The 22892-nt window shown below is 46.3% G+C and carries 22 protein-coding genes; 18 read left to right on the top strand and 4 right to left on the bottom strand.

All coding sequences use genetic code 11. The features are described 5' to 3' along the window. Positions 1–6 precede the first annotated feature (6 nt). From MTBPR1_RS13185 to MTBPR1_RS13255, 15 genes are all read left to right on the top strand, one after another. Complete coding sequence (locus tag MTBPR1_RS13185; protein WP_069189475.1) at positions 7–1311, top strand: NAD(P)/FAD-dependent oxidoreductase; 1305 nt, start codon at positions 7–9, stop codon at positions 1309–1311. Positions 1312–1435: 124 nt separating this feature from the next. After that, a complete protein-coding gene (locus MTBPR1_RS13190; RefSeq protein WP_069189476.1) occupies positions 1436–1978 on the top strand; it encodes a NapC/NirT family cytochrome c in 543 nt (180 codons plus the stop codon). A 20-nt stretch (positions 1979–1998) separates the two neighbouring features. Beyond that, positions 1999–3336, top strand: a complete 1338-nt coding sequence (locus MTBPR1_RS13195; protein ID WP_069189477.1) for a c-type cytochrome — start codon at positions 1999–2001, stop codon at positions 3334–3336. A gap of 30 nt (positions 3337–3366) precedes the next feature. Next, positions 3367–4266: a hypothetical protein gene (locus tag MTBPR1_RS13200; RefSeq protein WP_069189478.1), complete on the top strand. Its 900-nt coding sequence runs from the start codon at positions 3367–3369 to the stop codon at positions 4264–4266. 122 nt (positions 4267–4388) lie between these two features. After that, on the top strand, positions 4389–4892 hold the full coding sequence (gene soxX / locus MTBPR1_RS13205) for a sulfur oxidation c-type cytochrome SoxX (RefSeq protein WP_069189524.1): 504 nt from the start codon (positions 4389–4391) through the stop codon (positions 4890–4892). A gap of 49 nt (positions 4893–4941) precedes the next feature. Then, complete coding sequence (gene soxY, locus MTBPR1_RS13210; protein ID WP_069189479.1) at positions 4942–5418, top strand: thiosulfate oxidation carrier protein SoxY; 477 nt, start codon at positions 4942–4944, stop codon at positions 5416–5418. A 39-nt stretch (positions 5419–5457) separates the two neighbouring features. Continuing rightward, positions 5458–5787 (top strand): thiosulfate oxidation carrier complex protein SoxZ, encoded by a 330-nt coding sequence (gene soxZ / locus MTBPR1_RS13215; RefSeq protein WP_069189480.1) that lies wholly within the window; start codon positions 5458–5460, stop codon positions 5785–5787. Between the two features lie 93 nt (positions 5788–5880). After that, positions 5881–6738: a sulfur oxidation c-type cytochrome SoxA gene (soxA, locus tag MTBPR1_RS13220; RefSeq protein WP_069189481.1), complete on the top strand. Its 858-nt coding sequence runs from the start codon at positions 5881–5883 to the stop codon at positions 6736–6738. A 135-nt stretch (positions 6739–6873) separates the two neighbouring features. Beyond that, on the top strand, positions 6874–8562 hold the full coding sequence (gene soxB / locus MTBPR1_RS13225; protein ID WP_069189482.1) for a thiosulfohydrolase SoxB: 1689 nt from the start codon (positions 6874–6876) through the stop codon (positions 8560–8562). A 19-nt stretch (positions 8563–8581) separates the two neighbouring features. Beyond that, a complete protein-coding gene (gene soxC, locus MTBPR1_RS13230; RefSeq protein WP_240492907.1) occupies positions 8582–9913 on the top strand; it encodes a sulfite dehydrogenase in 1332 nt (443 codons plus the stop codon). Then, complete coding sequence (locus MTBPR1_RS13235) at positions 9891–10556, top strand: c-type cytochrome (protein WP_069189483.1); 666 nt, start codon at positions 9891–9893, stop codon at positions 10554–10556. Before soxC ends, MTBPR1_RS13235 begins: the two co-directional genes overlap by 23 nt. A gap of 67 nt (positions 10557–10623) precedes the next feature. Next, on the top strand, positions 10624–10998 hold the full coding sequence (locus tag MTBPR1_RS13240) for a thioredoxin domain-containing protein (RefSeq protein WP_126465237.1): 375 nt from the start codon (positions 10624–10626) through the stop codon (positions 10996–10998). 15 nt (positions 10999–11013) lie between these two features. Further along, entirely contained in the window at positions 11014–11493 is a 480-nt protein-coding gene (locus tag MTBPR1_RS13245) for a DsrE family protein (protein WP_083223085.1), read from the top strand. A gap of 33 nt (positions 11494–11526) precedes the next feature. After that, the gene (locus tag MTBPR1_RS13250; protein ID WP_083223086.1) at positions 11527–12096 is read left to right on the top strand and encodes a thioredoxin family protein; all 570 of its coding nucleotides are present in this window, start codon (positions 11527–11529) and stop codon (positions 12094–12096) included. A 100-nt stretch (positions 12097–12196) separates the two neighbouring features. Next, the gene (locus MTBPR1_RS13255) at positions 12197–13261 is read left to right on the top strand and encodes an HD domain-containing phosphohydrolase (protein ID WP_069189485.1); all 1065 of its coding nucleotides are present in this window, start codon (positions 12197–12199) and stop codon (positions 13259–13261) included. Here the strand turns inward: MTBPR1_RS13255 and MTBPR1_RS13260 are convergent. Beyond that, positions 13258–13998 (bottom strand): cytochrome c biogenesis CcdA family protein, encoded by a 741-nt coding sequence (locus MTBPR1_RS13260; protein WP_069189486.1) that lies wholly within the window; start codon positions 13996–13998, stop codon positions 13258–13260. The genes MTBPR1_RS13255 and MTBPR1_RS13260 overlap by 4 nt on opposite strands. A gap of 107 nt (positions 13999–14105) precedes the next feature. Between MTBPR1_RS13260 and MTBPR1_RS13265 the strand changes: the two genes are divergently transcribed. Together MTBPR1_RS13265 and MTBPR1_RS13270 are read left to right on the top strand one after the other, a co-directional pair. Further along, on the top strand, positions 14106–15008 hold the full coding sequence (locus tag MTBPR1_RS13265) for an alpha/beta hydrolase (RefSeq protein ID WP_069189487.1): 903 nt from the start codon (positions 14106–14108) through the stop codon (positions 15006–15008). An 11-nt stretch (positions 15009–15019) separates the two neighbouring features. Beyond that, positions 15020–15616, top strand: a complete 597-nt coding sequence (locus tag MTBPR1_RS13270; protein WP_069189488.1) for a rhodanese-like domain-containing protein — start codon at positions 15020–15022, stop codon at positions 15614–15616. Between the two features lie 24 nt (positions 15617–15640). On the opposite strand, the gene MTBPR1_RS13275 is transcribed toward MTBPR1_RS13270, so the two are convergent. Further along, positions 15641–18319, bottom strand: a complete 2679-nt coding sequence (locus MTBPR1_RS13275; RefSeq protein WP_069189489.1) for a PAS domain-containing hybrid sensor histidine kinase/response regulator — start codon at positions 18317–18319, stop codon at positions 15641–15643. A gap of 287 nt (positions 18320–18606) precedes the next feature. Between MTBPR1_RS13275 and MTBPR1_RS13280 the strand changes: the two genes are divergently transcribed. After that, on the top strand, positions 18607–20805 hold the full coding sequence (locus MTBPR1_RS13280) for a cyclic nucleotide-binding domain-containing protein (protein ID WP_069189490.1): 2199 nt from the start codon (positions 18607–18609) through the stop codon (positions 20803–20805). 188 nt (positions 20806–20993) lie between these two features. Here the strand turns inward: MTBPR1_RS13280 and MTBPR1_RS13285 are convergent, their stop codons facing one another. Both MTBPR1_RS13285 and MTBPR1_RS13290 read right to left on the bottom strand, forming a co-directional pair. Next, a complete protein-coding gene (locus MTBPR1_RS13285) occupies positions 20994–21416 on the bottom strand; it encodes a CBS domain-containing protein (RefSeq protein ID WP_069189491.1) in 423 nt (140 codons plus the stop codon). 74 nt (positions 21417–21490) lie between these two features. Continuing rightward, positions 21491–22804, bottom strand: coding sequence for a lipopolysaccharide biosynthesis protein (locus MTBPR1_RS13290; protein WP_069189492.1), 1314 nt, complete (start codon positions 22802–22804; stop codon positions 21491–21493). Between the last annotated feature and the right edge of the window lie 88 nt (positions 22805–22892).

Raw genomic sequence — 22892 nt, forward strand, 5'->3', positions numbered from 1 at the left:
TTTAATATGACGAAATTTAATCGCCGGAGTTTCCTCCAGTTGACAGGTGCAGCGGCCGTTACAGGTGCTGCAGTGATGAGCGCACCAAGCATTGCCCGCGCAGCAGGTAAAAAAGTTGTTATCGTTGGTGGTGGTCCCGCTGGTGCAACAGTTGCAAACTATTTGCGCATGATGGACATGTCCATTGAAGTAACATTGATTGAAGCTGACAAAAACTACTTCACTTGCTTTATGAGCAACGAAGTTCTGGGTGGTAAACGTTCTATGGACGGTATCAAACAGGGCTATATGGGCTTGGAAAAAGCAGGTGTTAAAGTTGTTCATGACATGGTCACTGGCATTGATGGTGCCAAGAAGAAAGTCATGACCAAAGGTGGTCAAACGTTTGAATATGACCGTTGCGTTGTTGCACCGGGTGTTGATTTCAAATTTGACAAATATGATGGTCTTGATGCGAATGTTGCCGAAACCAAAATTCCACACGCGTGGAAAGCTGGTCCGCAAACAGCGCTTCTTCGCAAGCAATTGGAAGAAATGAAAGACGGTGGCACCTTTACAATGGTTGCTCCACCAAATCCATTCCGCTGCCCTCCTGGCCCATATGAGCGTGTCAGCTTGATTGCCAATTACTTCAAGAAAGAGAAGCCAAAGTCGAAGATTTTGATCATCGACCATAAGGATAAATTCTCTAAACAGGGTCTGTTCACACAGGCGTGGAAGAAGTTCTACGGTTATGGCACAGACAACTCTATGATCGAATGGATCAAGGGTTCTGATGCGGGCCAAATCGAAGGTGTTGATGTTGCTGGTATGGCGGTGAAGACAGACTTTGAAGAGTATAAAGGCGATGTGATCAACTTCATCCCTGCTCAAAAAGCCGGTCCAATCGCTTTTGCAGCTGGCCTTACAGACGCGTCTGGTTGGTGTCCTGTGGATAAGGTGACGTTTGAATCTAAACAAGTCCCTGGCATTCACGTACTGGGTGATGCGGCCATCGCAACTAAGATGCCGAAATCCGGTTATGCGGCCAACTCTCAAGGTAAAGTGACTGCTGCGGCAATTGCGGCTGCCTTGAACGGTAAAACAGTTGGTGTGCCTTCTTATGTGAATACTTGTTATTCAATCGCTGCTGATGACTGGGCATTCTCGGTTGCAGCTGTGTACAAGTATGACAAAGAAAAAGACATTATCGCAGGCGTTAAAGGCGCAGGTGGTCTGTCACCAATGGATGCGTCCGCTGAAGACCGTAAGCGCGAAGTGGCTTACGCTCACAGCTGGTACGATAACATCTGTAAAGACATCTGGGGCTAAGCTCTGGATGTAAAGATCAGGCAGCTTTTCTTCTGGGGGGACGAAAAGCTGCCTCTTCTTCAATAATAAAAAAATGGAAAATGCGCAAACTGAGGGGCTAGCGCACTCTGGGAGAGTAACGACTGTGTTCAGTTGGTTAAAGAAAAGTGGCGTCAAGTTGGGCCTTGCAGTTGGCGTGCTGGGAACATTGGTATTTGTGGTTACAGCAGGTGCCATGATTGAAAAAACAAACACAATGGAATTTTGTGTGTCCTGTCATTCCATGGAACAGACAGTCTATCAGGAATATAAGAAAAGCCTGCATTATAAGAACGAATATGGTGTGCGCGTTGAATGTCCTGATTGTCATGTACCGCAAGATTATCCGGATAAATTGATTGCCAAAGTCATTGCTGCAAAAGATGTGTTGCATGAGATTTTAGGCACAATCGACACCAAAGAAAAATTCGAAGAACATCGTCTGCAAATGGCTGAGCGCGTCTGGGAGCGTATGGAAACAACGCAATCCAAAGAATGTAAAACGTGTCACTCATTTGATGCCATGTCGTTTGAAGATATGGGACGACGCGCACGACGCAAACATCCAAAAGCGATGGAAGAAGGAAAGCACTGTATTCAGTGTCATAAAGGCGTGGTGCATGAACTGCCGCGCGATTATGAAGATTGAGACAGGGCAGGGTAGAAACAATGAAACTTATGAAACGCTTTGGCACTGCATTAACGCTCCTGACGGCCTTGACCTTCAGTGAAGCTGCTACTCCTGTTTTGGCTCAAGATGCAAATATTGATGCATCGGTCTCACGCGGTGGTCGTCTTTATAACGATTGGATGATTGAGCTTGATGAGCGTGCGCCTAAAAAAGCCAATCCCAAATATTCAGGTGAGACAAAAAGCGAAAAACAGATTGTTGATAGCTGGCGTTGTGTTACCTGTCATGGATGGGACTATAAAGGTGTCTCTCCTATCAAAGGGATCATGGGGAAATCGGGTGATAACCCGGCTTCTATCGTGAGTGTTCTCAAAGATGAGACCCATAATTTTCAGTATTATCTGCAAAAAGAAGATTTACTAGATCTGGCGCGTTTTATCTCTATTGGTTTGGTTGATACCGATAAGATGATCGACCAAAAAACAGGCAAAGCACGCGCAAATGGTCATGCCCAACGCCCGTTTTTTGAAACGGTCTGTGCCATGTGCCATGGTGCAGAAGGGCAAAGCCTGCCGGGTGTCTCTTTGGGTCGTTTTGCAATTCAACAACCTTATTTGACGCTGCATTCCATTTTTAACGGGCATCCAGGTGCGGTAATGCCGTCACTGCGCGCCTTTGATGATATCATGCTTGTTGAGTTGTTGGCCTACATGCAGACTTTGCCAGAAACAGCCTCATTGGTCTCCATCGTGCGCGGTGGGCGTTTGTATGATAACTGGTTTATGGAAACAGGGCGCACGGTGCCCGTTGGCGTTCATCCCGCCTATCCGCGCAATATGAAATTAGAGATTAAGCCGAAACAAACATGGCTCTGTAAAGAATGCCACGGTTGGGATTATCAAGGTAAAGACGGTCAATATAAATCCGGTAAGCATTTTACCGGGATTAAAGGGATTGCAGCCCAAAAAGGGGCCGATGTTAATGGGATTATTGACACCCTTAAAGACGACAATCATGGTTATGGTGCTGTTTTATCGATGCATGACCTTTTGGACCTTGCCAATTTCATCAGTGAAGGTCAGGTCGATATGGAACAGGTCATCGATAGCAAGACTAAAAAGATTAAAAGCGAATTTACCAAACATACCAAATTCTACCCAACACTCTGTGGTAATTGCCATGGTGAAAAGGGTCGTGCCATTCGCACCATGAAGGCCTTGGGTCGGGTTGCCAATGAAGACCCATGGAAATCCCTTCATAAAGTTCTCAATGGTCATCCGGCTGAAGAAATGCCCGCGTGGCGCTCATTGGATGAGGAAACCATTAAAGACTTGATGGGCTTTATTCAGACTCTACCTATTAACAAAAGGTCTTAGAAGAATATGACCACAAGGGGCACATATCCAATGACAAAGACGCAGGCTGATCAGGCATCACCGATCGCGATTATTCGCGGTGTGGGGGATGTGGGCTCGGCCATTGCGTGGAAGTTATTGCGTGCTGGTTTTGTTGTGATCTGTCATGAAAACCGTCAACCCAGAACCATTCGTCGTCGCATGGCTTTTTGTGATGCGCTGTGGAAAGGCGAGGCGGTTTTAGATGGGGTAACAGCACGGCTTGTTAAACGCCTTGAAAATATTTTGCCTGTGGCGCGAAAAGAGGCGCAAATCGCGCTTTATTGTGGGCCGTTTGATGCCTTGGTTTCCACCATAAAACCAAGCCTGATTGTTGATGGTCGTATCCAGAAATTTTCCAAGGTTGAGCCTTTAAAAGGCTTGGCGGATTTGACTGTGGGTGTGGGGCCAAGTTTCCATGCCGGTGAAGATGTTGATCTGGTCATAGAAAGCTGCTGGGGTGATGAGCTTGGTAAAATCATCACACATGGTTTTGCCGCTGAGCCTGTTGCCCAACCACCTCGCCTTAATGGTATTGGGAGGGAGCGTTTCGTGCGTGCTCAACAAGAGGGACGTTTTGAAACGGAGCTTGAGATTGGGCAGTTTGTTAAAGCAGGTGAAGAGATTGGCAAGCTGGATGGTAAAACAATCCTTGCGTCAATCTCCGGTCATTTGCGCGGCCTTTTGACGCCGGGTCTTTCGGTGATCAAGGGTGAGAAATTATGTGAAATTGATCCGCGAAATGAGCAGGCTCATTTTGAAGGTTTAGCAGAGCGTCCAAAGGGAATCGCTGATGGTGTGATGAGCGCATTATACCGTTTCGTGCCTTTGGAGCGCCATCCCGTACAATTAAAAAGTCTTATGGATCAATGGGGTCTGGAATTCACTGGAGAGAAGTCAGAATTTACTTGAATTTTAGATTATTATAATATTAGAATGTAAGAGTATTCAAAGTGCGATTGGGGGAAGCCAGGGGGCATTTTGGATAGAAGTAAGAAGGTTCAAAAATGAACCAAACCAAACTGGGAGGATATATGCGATCTCGTAATTTAAAGCGCACAGTTGCTTATGCCATCGCTTGCGGTGTCATTGGTAGTGTTGCGTTTGGTACCTCTTCTGCCCTGGCCGAAGGTAGCCTAGAACGTGTTAGCGAACCAAACTTGATGCCCTACACAATTGTGGACGGCACATCTATTCCTAAGTCCTTTACGGGCAAGCCGGGTAACCCGGCAAATGGGAAAAAGCTGTTTGTACATCGCAAAAAAGGCAACTGCCTGACATGTCACACAGCCCCAATTCCAGAACAACAATTTCATGGACAGGTTGCACCGGATTTGGACGGTGTGGCTGATCGGATGAGCGAAGGCGAAATTCGCCTGCGTGTGGTTAACCCCAAACTGAGCAACCCCGATACTCCAATGATGGCGTACTACAAAACCCATGGCTTGAACCAAGTCAAAAAGAGTTTTGTTGGTAAACCAATGTTAAACGAGCAAGAGCTCGAGGATGTCATCGCTTATTTGATGACGCTTAAGTAAATCAAGGATGTGAGGGGAAAACCTTCACAAATTTTAAGAGAGGCCTTTAATGACCAAAGTAACTGAAAAGTCAAAGCTGAGCCGCCGCGACGTACTTAAAGTCGCTGGTGTTGGCACGGTTGCAGCCATGGGTGCTGCGACACTTGCCCGTTCTGCTCATGCGACACCCGCTGATGTTGATGCTTATTTCAAAAATGTAAAAGCTGCGGGTGCAAAAGCATCTAAAGTGACCGTTGACGGTCCTGAAATCGCAGAAAACGGGAACACTGTTCCGGTTGAAGTATCTGTTGATGCACCGATGACTGACAAAGAATATGTGAAAACAATCTTTGTGGCAGCTGAAGGTAACCCTTCACCGGAAGTTATCACTTTTAATCTGACGCCCGCGTCTGGTTCTGCACGTGTGAAATTCCGTGTTCGTCTGGCAACAACGCAAAAAATTCGCGCTGTGGCAATGATGAATGATGGTCGCACCTTTACAGGCGAAAAAGAAATCAAAGTAACCATCGGCGGCTGCGGCGGCTGATCAGGTTTAACTGTTAGAAGATTATAAGGATTAAAAGTTATGGCAAAAGCACCTAAGCCTCGCGTGAAAGCGCCGAAAAAGGCAGAAAAAGGCGACGTTGTTACGATTAAAACAACAATTTCCCACCGTATGGAATCTGGTCAGCGCAAAGGCAAAGACGGCAAGAAAATTCCAAAGCGTATCATCAATAAATTTGAAGCGCTGTTTAACGGTAAAACCATCATGAGCGCCGATCTGTTCACGTCAATTTCTGCAAACCCGTATATCGATTTCGACATGCTGGTCACAGAAGCAGGTCAGTTTGAGTTTAAATGGTATGACGATAATGGCGATGTCTATACCAAAAAGTCGAAAATGAAACTGGGCTAATTTCGTCTTCGGGGGGAGATGGGGGTGCCCTTTGGTGAAAATAAAATCAAAGGGCGTAAGCCTTAAAAAAATAATTTTCGGGAGGTTCATCGAATGAAGATGAGTAAAGCCAAAACACCTATCGCCCTTGCGGTTGGAATCTTGTTAGGTCTGGGCGCATCCAATGCGTTTGCAGATGGTCATATGAATGATGTGGTTCATATCATGCCTCAGACTGATCCAGTTGAAAAAGGCATGGAAATGTATGCCCATGGTGAGGCACGCAGTGGCCTGACATATGCCAGTGAAGAAACCCGCACCTTACAAGCCGATGACTTTGAAAACCCCGCTTTTTTGTGGGTTGAAAAGTCAGAAGAAGAATGGTCCAAAGTTGATGGTGATGCAGGTAAGTCCTGTCAAACCTGTCATGGTGATGTGTCTGAGATGAAGGGCGTGGGTACACAATATCCAAAGTACGACCCTGAAGTTGATGATCTGTTGAACTTGGAAAAACGCATTAACATGTGTCGCTCTGAAGGAATGCAGGCCACACCATGGAAATGGGAGTCAGACGAGCTTCTTGGCATGACCGCATTGGTTAAAATGCAGTCACGCGGGATGCCTGTTAAAGTCGATATCGAAGGTCCGGCCAAAGAGTATTTCGAAAAAGGTATGGAATACTATAACAAGCGTGTCGGCCAAATGGATTTGGCTTGTAAACATTGTCACGTTGATCAAAACGGAAACTATATGCGCGCGGAATTGTTGAGCCAAGGTCAGGCCAATGGTTTCCCCACATACCGTTTGAAGTGGCAAAAACTGGGCTCACTACACAGACGTTTTCGCGGATGTAACAACAACATTCGTGCAACAAAACTAAAACCGGGTTCACCGGAATATATGGCTTTGGAACTTTATGTAACATGGCGTGGTAATGGCCTTCCGGTCGAAACCCCTTCTGTTCGTAAATAAAGCCGACTTTTAAGGTCTCTCTTGGTGGTTTTAGTTGGGTCTAGCTCTTTCTAAAACCACCATCCAAGACAGGGGCTTCATTCTGAATATCAATTCAGAGTAGAATTGTTAACTTATTTAGGAAGGCTATGATTGATGCTTTCGAGACGTGATTTCTTACAGGTGGCTGCTGCAACAGCAGCAATGATGCCTGCGGCTGGTTCTTTAGGCCATGCAGCAAGTGCCCAGAAAGTAACACAGGAAGAGCTTTTGAAGTTTGATACAAAAGGTCAGGTGACCTTATTGAACTTCACAGATATTCACGCCCAGATCGTTCCGCTTTATTTTCGCGAACCCTCTGTGAATTTAGGCGTTGGTGAGGTGCATGGGCTTGTGCCGCACATCACGGGTAAGAAACTGCTCGACCATTATGGTTTGATGGCAGGAACGGCCAATGCATATGCCTTCACTTCAGTAGATTTTGCTGAACTATCCAAACAGTATGGTCGTGTGGGCGGTGTTGCCCAGATGACAACATTGGTTAAAGCCATTCGTGAAGAACGCCCGGATAACACATTGTTGATTGACTGTGGCGATACATGGCAGGGCTCTTACACCTCGCTTAAAACTGACGGCGAAGACATGGTCGACATCTGTAACAAGATGGGTGTTGATGCCATGACGGCGCATTGGGAATTCACCTATGGGCAAGAGCGTGTTCAGGAACTGGTCGAAAAATGTAATTTCCCATTCTTGTGCGGTAACGTTCAAGATACGGAATGGGAAGAAGATGTTTTTGAACATACAGCCTTCTTTGATAAAGGCGGCGTAAAAGTTGCCCTGATCGGTCAGGCCTTCCCTTATACACCTGTTGCTAATCCGCGCTATATGATGCCGGAATGGTCTTTTGGTATTCGCCCACAGAAATTACAAAAACGTATTGATGCCGCCAAGAAAGAAGGCGCAGAACTGATTGTTGTGGCCTCACATGATGGCTTTGATGTAGATCGCAAGTTGGCTGCAACCGTCTCTGGCATTGATGTTTTGCTCACAGGCCATACCCATGATGCGGTGCCCAATGTGATTAAGATCGGCGATACACTGATGGTGGCTTCTGGCTCCCATGGTAAGTTCCTTGCCCGTCTTGATGTGAAAGTCGAAAACAAGAAAATTGTGGATCACAGCTTTAAATTGATGCCGATTTTCTCTGACGTGATCAAGCCTGATCCTGAAATGCAGGAATTGGTCGATAGCATCCGCGGGCCCCATAATGACCATATCAACAAAGTTGTCGGTCATAGCGAAGGGCTGCTGTATCGCCGTGGTAACTTCAACGGGACGTTTGATGATCTGATCTGTCAGTCCTTGCTTGAAGGACGCGATGCAGAAATTTCCATGTCGCCGGGTTTCCGCTGGGGCTCAAGCCTGCCACCGGGTGGGGCGATCACTATGGATGATATTTATAACCAGACAGCTATCACTTACCCGAACGCGTACCGCTCGAAAATGACGGGTAAGATGATCAAGGACATCTTAGAAGATGTTGCCGATAACCTGTTCAATGTGGACCCCTTCTATCAACAGGGGGGAGACATGGTCCGTATCGGCGGAATGGGCTACACCATCGACATTCACAAGCCGATGGGCAGTCGTATTTCAAACATGGTCCACTTAAAAACTGGAAAACCGATCGAGGCGTCAAAAGAATATGTCGTTGCCGGTTGGGCTTCTGTGAATGAAGGCACTGAAGGTCCACCTATCTGGGATGTGGTGGCTGGATATGTTTCAAATCACAAGACAGTGAATATTCCGGAAAATCAAAATGTAAAAGTCATTGGGGCTTAACTGGGGAAAGCGTAAAAATATGGAACAAAAGAAGACAAATAACAGAGCTGTTATGGCTCAGGCGGAAAGTGAAAGTGCTGTTTTGCAGCCGTCGCGCCGTTCATTCCTGCGTGGCAGTGCCATTGCTGCTGGTGCAGCGGCCACTGTTGGGGCAACGGGTGGGGCAGCTTTGGCTGCAGGCAACCCGAAACACCTGCCGCCAAACGTGCCGCCATGGTCTATGGAACTAGGTGATAGCGTAACGGCAGAACCCTATGGTATTCCGTCACAGTATGAGAAAAACGTTCACCGTCGCACGGTGCCGTGGCTGACACCAACGGGTGAAAGCTCGATCTCCTTCACACCCATTCAGGACCTGCACGGCATTATCACGCCAAACGGTCTGCATTTTGAACGTCACCACGGTGGCTTCCCTCATATCCCGAAGGAAGATTTCCGTCTGATCGTTCATGGTATGTTGGAAAATGAACGCATGTACACCATGCAAGACATCATGCGTCTGCCCCAAGTGTCGCGCATTCACTTTGTTGAATGTCCGGCAAACTCCGGTGCTGAATGGCGTGGTGCACAGATGGACAAACTGCAATTCACCCATGGTATGGTGAGCTGTTGTGAATGGACAGGTGTGCTGGTTAAGACCTTGATGGAAGAGCTCGGCGTGAAATCCGGTGCGAAATGGGTCTTGGCAGAAGGCGCAGATGCGGCTGGTATGTCGCGCTCTATTCCCATTGAGAAATTGGGCGATGATTGTATCCTTGCTTATGCACAAAATGGAGAAATGTTACGTCCTGAACAGGGGTATCCATTGCGCCTTATCGTGCCGGGCTTTGAAGGAAACATGAACGTTAAGTGGATCCGCCGCCTTGAGTTTGGTGACCAGCCTTGGCACCATCGTGAAGAAACATCCAAATATACCGATACAATGGAAGATGGCTCTTCTCGTCGCTTCACATGGTTTATGGATGCGAAGTCTGTCATCACGTCACCTTGTCCTGAATATCCAATGCTGGGTAAAGGCTATCACCAAATCCGTGGTTTGGCATGGTCTGGCATGGGTAAGATCAAAGGTGTTGATATCTCCGTTGATGGGGGCAAAAACTGGATGCCAGCTCGCCTTGAAGGACAGGTTTTAGATAAATCCTTGACCCGTTTTGTCTTTGATTGGGAATGGAACGGTCAAGAAGCCATGCTGCAAAGCCGTTGCTATGACGAAAAAGGCAATGTTCAGCCAACAATTGATCAACTTCGTGAAGTGCGAGGTACATGGTCAATCTATCACAATAACTCCATCCACACTTGGTTGGTTCAAAAAAGCGGGGAGGTTCTCAATGTTCAAGTTTCCGGTAAGTAAAGCATTGATGGGCATCGCCCTTGGTGGTGTGTTGATCACAACAGCTGCTTGTGCAGGTGATGAGCTTAAATATGGTTTTGGTGTCAAACCAACAAAAGAACAGGTTGCGGGTTGGGATATTGATATCCGCCCAGACGGCAAAGGCCTGCCAGCAGGTAGCGGTGGCTATGAAGAAGGTGAAGAGCTTTTCCAAGATCTTTGCGCTGTTTGTCATGGTGAATTTGCCGATGGTGGCGGTGGGCGTTATCCGCCACTTGTTGGTGGTGATCCTGAGCATCTTTCACAAGAAGCTTCACCCGGTCAGCCTGAAAAGACAATCGGGTCTTACTGGCCATATGCTTCAACCGTGTTTGACTATATCAAGCGCGCCATGCCGTTTGGTAATGCACAGTCTCTTACTGATGATGAAGTCTATGCGATTACCAACTTCTTGATGGTGGAAAATGATCTTCATGATGAGGATCAGCCGATGGATGCAAAAGCATTGATCGCGATTAAAATGCCAAATGAAGGTGGTTTCTTTATGGACCCGCGTCCGGATACAAAAAATCCACATTGTATGAAGGATTGCTACAAGTCTGTTGAGATCAAGTCCAAGGCGACCTTGGGCGTGACACCAACCGGGGAAGACGCACTGCGTTAACCTCTAAAGATCAAAGGGCGAAGACCAATTTTTGCGGTTTTCGCCCTTTTTCTGTATAGTAGGGGGCATGATGAAAAAGATAATTGTGCGATTTGCGCTGATATTCGCTTTATGGGCCGTGATAACGCCTGCAAAAGCGGACAGTCTGATTTTCGTTCATTCACCTGGCTGTATGTATTGTGAAATGTGGCGTGATGATATTTTACCCATGTATCATAAAACAACAGAAGGCCAGCGTTTGCCCCTTAGGCAGGTCAATCTCGATAAAGGGATGCCCAAAGACCTGAAACACCTGATCTATCCAACCTTCACACCAACCTTTATTATTGTGAATAGACAGATGCAGGAAAGCGGGCGCATTCTTGGATATAATGAAGAGTTCTTCTGGGGCTTCCTTCAAGAAGCCATCAAGAAATTAGACCGTCAAAAAACAACCTCCTAAATAAGGTAGTGCACCATGAACACGCTTGTCCGTCTGTTCCTTTTTAGTTTTCTCTGTTTGGGTCTGAGTAATCTGGGCCATGCACAAGAACGCCATGAAGGGCTACCTGATGATACTCAAGTAGTGGAGCCAGAACCGGATTGGGATAACCCGCGAAAGATCGTTTTGCAGGTCACAACCAAAGACGATTTCCATGTCAATAACGTCTATTATAATGCCATTAATATGCAGAAATTTTATGGCACCGATAACGTTAAAATCGCCATTGTTTTTTATGGCCCAGGCATTCGCCCGCTGCTTAAAGAGTCAGCGATTGCTGCACAACGGGTGAAAAGTTTACAGGATTATGAGGTGGAATTTATCGCCTGTAATAATACCCTGACTACCATTGGCAAAAAGCCAGAAGATTTATTACCGGGCGTGCGTGTGGTGACCTCTGGTATTGCAGAGATTGTGGAAAAGAAAATCAAGGGATGGCACTACATCATTCCTTAAAGATATAAAAAGAATTAAGGAGCTTTGATCAAAATGAAAAAGGTAATGCTGGCGCTGTGCGCATTCGTATTTTTTACAGGTGTCGCACAGGCAGAAGAGGTACAGGTCAATGACTTTGGTCTTTACCATCAAGATTGGTTCTTAGAGAGCTTCCTTGATATGGCAGAAGACTTTGAAGGGGCAAAAGAAGAAGGCAAACGTTTTGCCATCATCTGGGAGCAAAAAGGCTGCCCTTATTGCAAAGACCTTCATGCTAAAACCCTGTCTCAGGAAAATATCCGCAAATATATGCAGGATAACTTTGTGGTCGTGCAGATGAATATCTGGGGAGACCGCGATGTGATGGATTTTGATGGCACGGAGATGACGGAAAAAGAATTTGCTGCGAAAAACGGCATTGCCTTTACCCCGACCATCCAGTTTTTACATGAAGACCTTACAGGCAAAGAAGGCATCAAACGCGATGCAGCACGTCTGCCCGGTTTCTTTCGCCCGTTTCATTTCAAGGCTATGCTCAATTACGTGAATGAGAAAATGTACGAGGGCGATAAGCCCTTCCAGCGTTACATTGTAGAGCTCGCCCAAAGTGGCAAAAAACCTTAAGGGATATCACGCTATACATACATTCAGATAGTAGATTCTACCTCTATTGTAGTGTAAGGATTTTACTATTAGAAAAATTAAATAAAATCTGGGCGTTCTGATGTATGTGAATTTGGAAACTTCTAATATCCTTATATGTGATGATTCAATCACCAATGTTGCCATGCTTAAGGGCTTGTTGGAAGCATCTGGTTTTGAAGATGTGACAGCAATTTCCGATTCAAGAAAGGTCATGCCTCTTTTACAGGAAAAAGAGTATGACCTTTTGCTTTTGGACCTTGAGATGCCGCATTTTAATGGTTTTGATATTATCAGAATGGTGCGCAGCCAGATTGATGATCCCTTCTTTCCCATCCTCATGCTCACCGGCACCCAAGGCGTTGAAACGCGCAATAAGGCCCTTAAAGAAGGCGCTAATGATTTCGTTAATAAGCCCTTTGATCAGTATGAAGTTCTCTTGCGGGTGAAAAACCTTTTGCAGGTTCGTGCCAGTTTTAATATGCAAAAAGAGATGAAAGAGGAACTGGAACGCAAAGTCACCTTGAGAACTAAAAACCTTGAAGCCGCCGCACAGGACCTGATTGATAAGCTCGCCATGGCGGGGGAATATCGTGATAACCAAACCGGCCTACATGTAAAACGCGTCAGCAAATATGCCCGTTTTGTGGCTGAAGAATATGGCCTTCCCGATGAGGTCTGCGATATGATTGAAAAAGCAGCCCCCATGCATGATATCGGCAAGATCGGTATTTCAGATGATATTTTATTAAAGCCGGGTCTGCTGGATACGGATGAGCGCGCCATGATGAAAAAGCATGTGGAACTGGGCGCGATCTTGTTGGAAAACCATTCCTCCTTATTGGTGCAAATGGGGCGCTCTGTTGCGGTGAGCCACCATGAAAAATGGGATGGCACAGGCTATCCTACAGGTTTAAAAGGTGAGCAAATTCCCATTGAAGGGCGCATTGTCGGGCTTGTGGATGTGTTTGATGCGCTTACCTCAAAACGCCCTTACAAGGATGCATGGGCGTGGGCTGAGGCTGTAAATTATATTCAGGAAAATTCAGGGACTGAGTTTGATCCCAAGCTTGTTGATATTTTCCTTGGAAATATCAATAAGGTTGAAGATATCTATAATCAATATCGCGAAGAAGCTCAGGCCTAATTTAATCCATTCAAGACGGGGAAAGTCTCAAGTAACCAGCCTGTAATGTCGGTCAGGCTGCCTGTGAGCATGAGCGTTCCGGTAAGGACAAGTAAGCCCCCCATGGCGATTTCCACCTTGTGCAGGTGCTTGCGAAACCGTGCAAGAAAAGACATGAAATGCGCACTTAAGGCCGCAGCGAGCATGAAGGGAATGCCAAGGCCTGCCGCATAGATTGCCAGCAGGATAATCCCGTCACTCAGCTCTCCCATACCACCTGCAACCATGAGGATGGTGGAAAGCACAGGCCCTACACAGGGTGTCCAGCCAAAACCAAAAGCAAGACCAAGGACAAAGGCCCCAATGAGACCGGCTGGTTTTTGATCAGGATGAAAACGTTTTTCAAAATTAAGAAAAGCAATTTTAAACAGCCCCATATAATGCAGGCCAAAGACCACAATGATGCCGCCGCCAACCATGGCAAGGGTCTGTTTATGTTGGGCAATCACTTGGCCTAAAGAAGTTGCCGCAGCCCCCATGGCGATGAAAATACTGGAAAGCCCAAGCACAAAGGCAAAGCCAGCCCAGAGGACATTTTTGCGATTAAAGTCTTGTTGGGTTTCCTTTGAGGTGAGCTGCTCTAGAGAATTCCCACTGATAAAACAGAGATATGCGGGCACTAAAGGCAGAATACAGGGAGACAGAAAAGTCAGTAGACCTGCACTGAAAGCTGCCAGAAAAGAAACATCCATCGCCATTTTATTTTCCTATCCTAAGGGAAAGACTCGCATAAGATATTAGATTATTATAAATTAGAAAGAATTAAAAGAACTCTGCAAAGTAAATATATACAGTGAGGAAAATAATGAAAACGCTTGGGTACCTTTTAGGGGCATTTTGTCTCTTTTTGTTTAGTCAGCAAGTACAGGCCGAAGAGGTCAGTCTTAAGATGAAAAACGGCCTCACTGCCATGGGTAATCTGGAGCTGGCAGAGGGCAAAAACTTAAAGGATGACGGTGTTGTTCTTTTTGTCCATGGGACCTTGGCCCATAAGGATATGGCAATTGTGAGTGCCCAGCGCGAGCTTTTAAATGAGCGCGAGATCAATGTGCTGGCGATTAACCTGACACTGGGGCTTGATAAACGCACAGGCATGTATGATTGCGCAATCCCTCACACCCATAAGCATCGTGATGCCTTAACTGAAATTGGCGCATGGCTAGACTGGTTAAAAGCCAAGGGGGCCACTTCAGTCACTTTGATGGGGCATTCTCGCGGGGGTAATCAGGCAGCTTGGTTTGAGGCAGAACGTTCAAACGAACTTGTGAAGAAACTTATTTTGGTCGCTCCGCAAACATGGAGTGCGGATAAAGAAACAGCCTCTTATAAACAGCGTTATAACACTGAGCTTACCCCAGTTCTTGGCACGATGACAGCCCATGTGAAAGCAGGGAAAGCAGAGGCCATGAACAAGGGTGTTGATTTTATTTATTGTCCAAAAGCGACAGTCACAGCAGGGGCTTTTGTGGATTATTATACGCCGGATGCAAAGTTTGATACGCCAGCCTTACTTGCCTCAATTAAAAAACCAACCCTTGTTGTTGGCGCAAGTGATGATACGGTTGTGCCGGACCTGCCAAAGAAAATGGGTATGATCAAGCAAGATAATGTGTCCTTTGTGATGGTGGAGGAAGCTGATCATATGTTTATTGATTTCGCAGGTGAGGACCTCGCAGACCAAGTTGCTGAATTCATAGGTGTTGAGTAAGGAAAATGAAGATGAAAAATTTATTTCTCGTAAGTTTTATGCTGGTTGCTTTTGTCTCTTTTTCTGCCATGGCTCAAGAGGTCGGTATTGCCAAGGGGCTGATGAGTGTCATTGTTGAAACAGAAGATGGCCCCATCACGATTGAGCGCAACCAAGATACCAAGAATGAGATTATGGCTGATTTTGCCAAGACCTCACGGCCCTGTCCGCCTTTTTGCGTCCAACCCATGAAGGCCGCTGAAGGTGTAGAAACCGTTGGGGAGCTGGAGATCGTTAATTTCTTAAAAGACAAGTCTGGCTTGCTTGTGGATGCACGCACCGAAGAATGGCATTTTAAAGGGACTATTCCGGGCTCTATCAACATCCCTTATGTAGAAGCCTCAACCCGTATGGATGAAATGGGTTGTAAGAAAAATTCGGGCAAATGGGATTGTCGTGGTGCAAAAGAATTGGTCCTTTATTGCAATGGCCCTTGGTGTGGACAATCGCCTGCAGCCATTCGCTCTTTAATTAACGCAGGCTATCCGGCAGATAAATTAAACTATTATCGCGGGGGTATGCAGGCATGGCATGGCCTTGGTCTCACAGTGGTTGAAGGCGGTCTATAAGAGAAAAGCAAAGGGGAAGGGGGATTAGCTCTCTTCCCTTTTTTCATTAAGAAGCTGGTGCATGGCATGGGTGAGCTTATCGATGGGCACGGGCTTTTGAATAAACAAATCCACATCAAATTCAGAGACCTCTTCTGCGGTGACATTTTGGTCATAGCCAGACATCATGATAATGGGGATTTCAGGGCGTATCTCTCTAATCGCTTTAGCCAGTTGATGACCCTTTAATTTGGGCATGGTCTGATCGGTCAGGACAATGTTGTATTTGTTTGGCTCTGCTGTGAAAGCATCCAATGCTTGCATGCTGTTATTATAGCTTTCAAATTGATAACCAACTTCTTCGAGAAGCTCTTCCAAGAAATTGGTATTGAGCGCTTCATCATCAACAATTAAAGCACATTCGTTATTGCCGCTTTCAATTTCATGTTCTGTGATGTTTTCTTCAACAGGGGCACAGCTTACGGGGAGATAGGTGGTAAATATGGTGCCATGGCCCAGTGTGGTCTCAACAAAGATCTCGCCTTTATGTTCTTGGATGATGGCATGGACCATGGCAAGGCCAAGGCCAGTTCCTTTGCCGCTTTCCTTAGTGGTATAGAATGGATCGAATATACGGTTGGCGGTTTTCTCATCCATGCCATGGCCGTTGTCTTCGATTGTGATGCGAATATGCGGGCCTTCGTGTAAGTTAAGCGAGGTCTTGGCAAGTTTCTCATCAATATCACATAGGCCCATTTCAACTTTGAGCGTACCGCCTTCTTCAGTCATGGCTTGGGCCGCGTTGGTGCAAAGGTTTAAAACCAATTGCTGGATTTGTGTGTTATCTGCCACCACAGGGGGGCAGTTTTGTGAGATATGGAGCTCAATATCAATATTTGCCGGCGTGGTGGCTTTCACCAACTGCATGGCATCCTGCACCACAGGGGATAAGGAAATGGTCTTTCTCTCACTCTCACTGCGCCGTGAAAATGTCAGGATTTGTTTGATGATATCGGCACCACGTTTGGCTGATTTTGCAATTTGAAGCATGCGCTCGTAATTGGGGTCATCTTTGGGAATGCGCGAAGAAATGAGCGAGGAATAGCCCAAAATGGGTGTGAGGATATTATTAAAATCATGGGCAATGCCGCCTGCCAACGTGCCGATGGTTTCCATCTTTTGGGCTTGGCGCAGCTGCTTTTCCAGTAAGCTTTGGCTTTTTTCCTGTTCACGCCGTTTTGTAATGTCGGTGATAAAGGCAACACTGCATGGGGTTTGTGATGTTTCTGAGGGCAGGGTGGATACGTTGATTTCAACAGGTACACTGCTGCCATCGCAGCACAACATGCGCAGCTCAAAGGATCTATGGACTTGTGTCTGGGCTTCTTGATGATAGCTATCAAGAATATGGCGGTCATTGGGATGAATAAACTTTGCGATGGGCTGGAATAACATGTCAGCGCGGCTGAAGCCGAGCATCTCATGAAGGGCTGTGTTGATATCAACCAGCTCAAGGCGTTTTAAATCCGTAATGGCAAAGCCTTCTGAGGTGGCTTCAATAATAGCGCGTAAACTCCCTTCCGCTACTTTGAGGGCATCTTCGGCATCTTTGCGCGCGGTGATATCCTGACCGGAACTTAAAATCCCGATGACATTGCCTTCGCGGTCTGTCTCAAGGGCATTGTGCCAATAAACCCGTCGAAGATGGCCATTCTTTGTAATGATATCATTTTCAAAATAAGAAGAATGCTGTTTTTGACCAAGAGGCACGATGGGTTCGAAAAGGTCGCTAAATACCTTTTGAACACGCAGGCGCATCTCAGGTGGGATTGCTGTTTCAAACCAGTTTTGTCCTATGAGCTCATTTTCTTGATAGCCCATAACTTCAAGGCCACGTTGATTGATCATCGTAATACAGCCATTTTTATCCAGTTGCAGGATGATGGCTTCAGCAATTTGCAAGAAACGCTCAGTCTCATTTTTCTGACGGGTGAGATCAGCTTCAGCAGTGTCTTTGGCTGTGAGGTAGGACCCGATGACAGTGAGCATATTGTTTCCAGCAGAGGTCACCTCTTCAAATTCAGTTGAGCGCATGGAAGAGGTTAGGCTCAGCATATTTTTTTCAGGTGTTTCCGGTGTGATTTTAGAAAAATCCTGTGCCAAAATTTGCAAAGGGCGCGTTACCCGATTGTGAAACACATAGAAGAGAAAAATAGCAATGATGAAACTTTGCACCAGTGTGGAGGATAAAATAATAACACCGCGCTTAAGGAAGGCTTCAGCCATATCATGGGGGGTCACTTGAATGCGAAGCGAGCCGATGGAGGCATCGGGCTCTTTTTCCAGATGAAGCGGGACGCGATAGGTATATTGTTTATTAAAAAGATAATCAGAGACCCAGCTATGGGGCAGTTGCCCGCGATAGCGCTGTAGCGTTGCCATGATGGCATCTTGTTCATCGCGGATCACCACATGGGAAATGGGCGGAAATTCAAAAAGGCCTGAGGCGACTTCGCGCGCAAGACCTGTATCAAAGGTATAAACCGCTTTAATGGCGGCCTTTTCAACAGAGCCGATCAGATGTTCAACTTGGCGATTAAAACTTTCAAGACGTTGCTGATAATCCCAAGCAACTTGAAGGCTACCCAGAACAAAGCCAAGGCATAAAGTCAGCAGCACGATGGTGCGTGCCATTTTATAAGCGATAGTATGTTTCGCAGACATTTCTTAGCCCTGATCAGCCTCTTTAGTATTTATTAATAGTATGCTGTTTTAATCAAAGGGACAAGTTAGGCCGACTTTTAATCATAAGCTAATATAGCTTATCAATTTAGGGGAGGCTTCATAGGCTGAAAAATCAGTCTTAGATTGAAACACTTTGTTTTTATGGCACTTTTGTACAGAAAGCAGGGCGGATCAGAGATAGACGACTGTTAAAAAGCAGGTTAGTCTATTTTGTAACTATTTGTCGTTAAGGCAAAAAAAGATAACAGGTAGATTAAGGCCCGCACATGGCACAGCTTCGTAAAGTTAAAGTCTCTACAGGTATAGAGTGGGTAGAAGTGCCCGCTGCTGGTGTCTATATTTTGTGTGGCTGTCCACCTGATAGTGTTAAGCATCTCATGAAGCTTGGCCTGATTATACCCACAGAACGCGATGGCTGGAGTTTTGAAACCGGGCCAAATGCGATCTTGCTTTCAGATGTGATTTTACAAAACGGAAGTTTCACCAATATGGCTGAATTCCCTGTTTTGCAGATGCTCTATCGCCAAGGCACACTCATTCCAAATCATCCCAATAATACGGGGGCCAAGCCCATCTTGGTTGGGGCACAAGATCAGATTGATGCGCAGATGGCCTATATCCATCGCGGTAATTATGGTTTGATAAGCGAAGAAGAGCTAATTGAGGGCGGGGCAAGCCCTGAAGATGCCAAGACCATGATGCGTATGAAATTGCGCTTTGCTTTTGGGGCTATTCATCATCCCAGTGCATTGCTTGATCATCGTGTGGTTCAGGATGATCCGGTTGAGATTAAAAATGGTGTTTTTGTTAAACGCCTTGCCCTTAATAAGTTTGAAATTTCCTATCAGGATGAAACGCTTCAGGTTGATTTGAGCTTGGCGCCACAGGAAAATTATGTGCCGTCATATCCGCTTGGCTATCATGAGGTGGAGCGCGATAGTTTCTCTATCATTCATTCTGGTGATGGTGATGGCTGGGATGTAAACCGCCCGACCATGTCCAGCGTGATCCTGTTTCAGGGCAAAACCTATTTGGTGGATGCCGGGCCCAATGTGCGCTTTACCTTACAGGCTTTGGGCATTGGGATCAGTGAAATCGATGGTATTTTCCATACCCATTCCCATGATGATCATTTCGCTGGATTGCCTGCTTTTATCCGCTCGGACCGTAAAATCAATTATTACGCGGCACCTTATGTGCGTGCCTCTGTTGCGAAAAAACTTTCAGCGCTTTTATCTATTGAGGAAAGCCGCTTTGAAGACTTCTTCACACCGCATGACCTTGTAGTGGATGAATGGAATGATATTGAAGGCCTTGAAGTGCGCCCGCGTTTGTCCCCGCACCCTGTAGAAACAGCTGTGTTGCAGTTTAGAGCCTTGGGGCCGGATGGCTATAAGACCTATGGTCATTATGCTGATATTGTTGCGCTCAACGTTCTTAAAGGGATGGTCACTGATGATGAGAGCGCACCCGGTGTTTCTCAATCGTTTTATGACACTATTCAAGAGCATTACCTTGAAGAGATGGATGTTAAAAAGATCGATGTGGGCGGTGGATTAATCCATGGCGATTCAGATGATTTTAAAGACGATAAAAGCAAAAAGATTATTCTGTCGCATACCTCGCTCGCGCTCAGTGCTGATCAACGTGAAATCGGGTCGGGCTCGCCTTTTGGCACAAGTGATGTGCTAATCCCGGCGCAACAAGAACCCACGCGGCGTTATGCGTTTGATTATCTAAGAACCTATTTTCCAACGGTGCCGACACATGCCTTGCGCACCTTGATGAATGCAACGGTTGAGACCTTCAACCCAGAAACCATTCTGGTTAAAGAAGGCGAAGAGCTTGACCATATCTATCTGTTGCTTACAGGTTCGGTTGAGGTGATTAAGACCTCCAGCAATTTGCATGCTTTAGTGTCTGCGGGATGTCTGGTTGGTGAGGTTTCTGCTTTGCATCATTTGCCGGTGATGGAAACATACCGTGCGATGACATTTGTTAAAGCCATGAAAATCCCAGCCTATCTTTATTGTGAAGTTGTCGATAAATATAAGCTGTTTGAAGATATCCTTTGGCTTTGGGAAAGCCGGGAGTTTTTGCAGTCCACATGGTTATTTGGCGATGCCTTATCCCATACCACGCAAAACCGCATTGCCGATGCCATGACGTGTCACCACATTGTTGATGGTGAAGAGTTCGCCCCTAAAAAGAAAGAGGGGCTGGTTGTGATTAAAAAAGGTACAGCCAAGCTCTATCACAATAGTAAGCTTGTGGAAGAAATAGGGCGGGGTGACTTTTTTGGTGAGGACTGTGCAGTCGTTGGGAAAAAATCTAAATACCGTATCGAGGCCGATGGGCCAGTTGAGCTTTGTATGATCCCGACAACTATTCTCAAAGAAATCCCCATTGTGCAATGGAAGCTCATTGAAAGCTTTGAGCGCAGACGCCATCTTTTGTTGGCTTAGATTTCCCCACTCAAATTAGGGCGAAAAGACATCTAAGGTCAGGATGAGAAAGGCACCGATTGAAGCAATCAGATAAAACGTGCATCGGATCTGCCATCCCTCAGGTTTGTTTTTAAACGTCCCAAGAAACAGCCGACCCGATAGCAAAAATACAATAAGCCCCGCAATTTCGGGCAGATTGGACATGTTTAGCCGCGTTGTACGTTATTGAAACGCTCAAAGAAAGGCTCTGTTGCACGCAGCACACGGCGGCGCGTGACGATGCCAACAAGACGGCCATGATCCATAACCGGATACAAACGGAATGTCTTGTCACGGAAAATCGCTGCTGTATCAATCAGCGTTGAATCTACATCAATAGTGTCCATTTCGGTCGTCATATATTGTTCAACGCTGCCTGGTGGGCGCTCGTTGTAGGATGCGTCAAGCACTACGCGCATACAGTCGGTTTCAGACAGAATGCCAACGAGTTTTTCGCGTTTATCAACAACCACAGCGGCTGGAATCTCTTTATGTGCCAGAACCTGAACAGCATGGTACATATTGTCTTCAGGGCTCAGCTTAACAAAGTCTGTAACCATGAAATCTTGTACACGCACCGTATGTAACATTTAATTATCTCCCTTAAATCGGATATTTATATTCCCTGACAAAACAGGAATGTTGTTAGGGTCTGGAGCAATCATCAGGTTCCGTCGCCTTGTGAAAGTCGTAATGGACGCAGGCCCAAGCGCAAACGGCATTGAACAGTCATCCAAATGGACAAGGCACACAAGGTCGCAGCCATCGACCAAGCAGCCCCATTAAAACCATAAGCGGGTACTAACAAAATGAACAGCAAAATTTCAACAAACAATGCAATAGCAATTGAAGTTACAACAATTTTGCGATTCCCCGAGAATTGTAAGAACGGTACCGAGAAGCCCGCGACAAAATTTAAGTAATAAGCGCCCATTAAAATCAAAAGGCTAGAGTAACCCACTTTATATTCCGGTCCAAAGGCCGCAAGCAGCGCTTCGCCTTTGATGATAAAGACCAAAAGGGGGAGAAGCCCGCCCCACATGACAATATGCATGCTGGTGCCATAAAGCCTTTGCAGGTCATTGTGATCCTTGCGCTTTAAGGCTGGGCCAATGAAAGGCATGGTGATCAGGTTGACCGCCATATAAATAATCAGCAAGAAACGTGCGTGTTTCACCAAAATGGCATAAATCGCAACATCTTCTTCTTTACCAAGGATTTCACAGACGTAAAGCCCCATCTGTTCCATAGCAAGAAATAACACCGCTGCCATCATCATGGAAAATGATGCTGTACTCCATTCGCGATATTCAAATTTTGAAACCGCTGCTTTCAGTGTGGAGGTAACTTTTTTTACCAGTACAACGGACTGAACAATCAAAACCAGCATAAAGCTAAGCGCAAAGACACCCACAAGGTCCCAATCACTGATATAGCCGTCTTGCGCCAGAAAGAAGCCGCCCGTCATGATCAATAAGGGCAGGCCGACACTTGTGGGGGCGGAGGCGGTGATGACATTGCGAAAGCCGCGCAAGGCTTTTGAGGTCAATAACCCCATGGAGACCACGGGCAGGGCGGCAAAGGCAAAGACGGACGGATGGGCCGCCCAACCTTCAATACCCAGATGGGAAATAGCTAAGGCCCCTAAAGATATGAGGAGGCTGGAAAGTAAGACGGTGCAAAAACAGAAAATTAAAATGCCCTTGGCGCGGCGCCAATCGCGTTCTGCCAAATATTGCGGCAAGAACTGCATGAGGGCTTGATCAGTGCCCAGCAAAGCAATCATCGCCCCAAAGACCGCCATAGAAACCGCAACGGAATAATCACCAAGGTCCGCAGGTGCGAGCCATTGGCTTAAGGCAAGGTTTAACAGGTAATCAAGGGCAAACCCGCTACAGGCTATAACAATTGATAGCCAGCTGCCGGAAAGAACGGCAGGGTCAAAATGATCAAATTTGCGGCGAAGACCGGCAAACACAGCTGCCTTCCTTTATTTTTTTAGGGCCTAAAAGCAACAAAACCACGTCGCTTAAAAAAGCGTCCGTGGCTTTGTTGTTTGTTATATG

Origin of the sequence: Candidatus Terasakiella magnetica (assembly GCF_900093605.1) — a bacterium.
GTDB classification, from domain to species: Bacteria; Pseudomonadota; Alphaproteobacteria; order Rhodospirillales; family Terasakiellaceae; genus Terasakiella; species Terasakiella magnetica.